At 56.5% G+C, this 1,906-nt stretch carries 2 protein-coding genes; one reads left to right on the top strand and one right to left on the bottom strand.

Annotated elements, in window-relative coordinates:
- The coding region (locus tag A2I95_RS34455) for a tetratricopeptide repeat protein (RefSeq protein ID WP_291737032.1) at window positions 1-880 on the top strand (880 nt) is incomplete at its 5' end.
- 74 nt (window positions 881-954) lie between these two features.
- Here the strand turns inward: A2I95_RS34455 and A2I95_RS34450 are convergent.
- Window positions 955-1,800 carry a hypothetical protein gene (locus A2I95_RS34450; protein WP_027256571.1) on the bottom strand — a complete coding sequence of 282 codons (846 nt, stop codon included), beginning with the start codon at window positions 1,798-1,800 and terminating at the stop codon, window positions 955-957.
- Between the last annotated feature and the right edge of the window lie 106 nt (window positions 1,801-1,906).

Raw genomic sequence — 1,906 nt, 5'->3', positions numbered from 1 at the left:
GATCTGGGGCGAGCGCTATGACCGGAACATCGACGATATTTTTGCCATCCAAGACGAGGTGACCGATGCAATCGTGGCGGCAACGGCCGTTCTGATCGAAGCCCAGGAACGCAAACGGATGGCGCAGGCAGCACCGTCTGACCTCGCCGCCTATGGCTTTGTTCTGCGCGGGCAGCAGTTTATTTTCCGCTACACCAGGCAGGATAACCGCGAAGCCCAAACCCTGTACGAACGGGCCCTTGCGCGGGACCAGGATTATGCCCGGGCCTCGGCCGCGATTTCACGCACCCTGAACATTGATTGGCGCTATTCCTGGGCCAAAGACGCCGAACACGCGTTGGACACGGCTCTGTCTTATGCCCAAAAAGCGGTGGAGCTCGACCCGACCGATGCCCGCGGTTTCGGCGAGCTGGGCTTTGTGCATCTTTACCGTAAAGAGCATGACGCGGCGATTGGCGCCTACCGGCGCGCCCTTGCGCTTAATCCGAACGATGCCGACCTTCTGTCGGACTATGCTGATGCACTGGCCCATTCCGGCGACAATGAAACAGCCATCGAAAGCCTGCAGCAGGCAATGCGGCTGAACCCCTATTTTCCCGATCAATACCTCTGGCACCTGGGCGGCGCCTACTACAACCTCAAGCACTATGAGGCAGTCATCGAAACGCTCACCAAGATGAACAACCCGACCGAGGGACAGCGGATGCTGGCCGCCAGCTATGCACAGATGGGCAAGATGGAACTGGCCCGGGACATGGCCGCCCGGCACCGCGAAGCACATCCGAATTTCTCACTGAAACGCTGGACCGAAGTGCAGCCCGACCGGCTGGAAGAAGACACCCAGCATTTTGTCGAAGGTCTGAAGAAAGCCGGTTTCTAAAAGGCCAGCGCCCAGGATAGGGACACCAACCCTTTCTTATTAAGCCGCAGCAAACCTCTGCCAGATACTCAGGCTCAGTCGCCGGTTCCGCGTGCTTTCGCTCCGCTCACCTTGGCGCCGCTGACTTTGGCACCACTGACCTTGGCGCCGCTGACTTTGGCGCCACTGACCTTGGCGCCGCTGACCGAAGGTCCGCCGTCACCGAAATAGACATCCAGCAGCACTTGTTCCAGCATGCCGGTCATCACATCCATCCGGATCGAGTAATCGGCCTTATCATAATCCCAGACCCGGATGTCGTTTGCGATCTGATACTCTGCCGAGGCAACCCCGGTCACGGAAGGGTTCAGCGGTGCCCGGGAAACCTGAACCTGACCGGCAGGCGTTTCTGGACCCGTCGCACTGTCACCGTCACCATGCACAAGGAAAATCACCGGCTCCGGCAACTCAAAGTAGGTTCCTTCGTAGGAAAACCCGTAGATACGAGCAAGATTCGCATCATCGCTTAGCTGATCGCCAAGCAGGTTGTTTCTGCCCCGGCCTTTCTGCCGCCGTTTTCCCGCCCTGGAATAGTCCTGCTGCCCAGCGTCATAATCGCCGACCTGCTTCCACAAACCTTGCCGGGAACCGTGAGCAACCTCAAGTATAGTGCCTTGGGGAAATTGGCGCTGATGAATCCAAGGGTTGTTACTTCCCGATCCAACTTCATAGAGGCCATTTTCGGCCTTGTCATTCTGAGCCATAACCAGAACTTTGTCATCTGGCACAACAGTTTCGCCGTTTACTTTGGCACCTTCCAATTTCGGCATATTGCCAACCGTGCCAACAGCAGCCCCCGCAAATTTGGGGACTATTTTCATGTCGTCGATCAAACGCCCAAATAACAACACTTCAGAAAAACTCAGCAAAGACTCGGCCACTGTACACACTCCTGTGGCTATGAAAACAACTCAGGATGACAATTCAAAAAAGACAGGTCTGGAATTCCTGCAGGTTCTGATGCCTTGAATGTCCCCCTGAGGGGTA

It is taken from the genome of Leisingera sp. F5, from assembly GCF_001593695.1.
The sequence above is the reverse complement of the archived record's forward strand: the minus strand, read 5'-3'. Positions and strand labels throughout refer to the sequence as shown.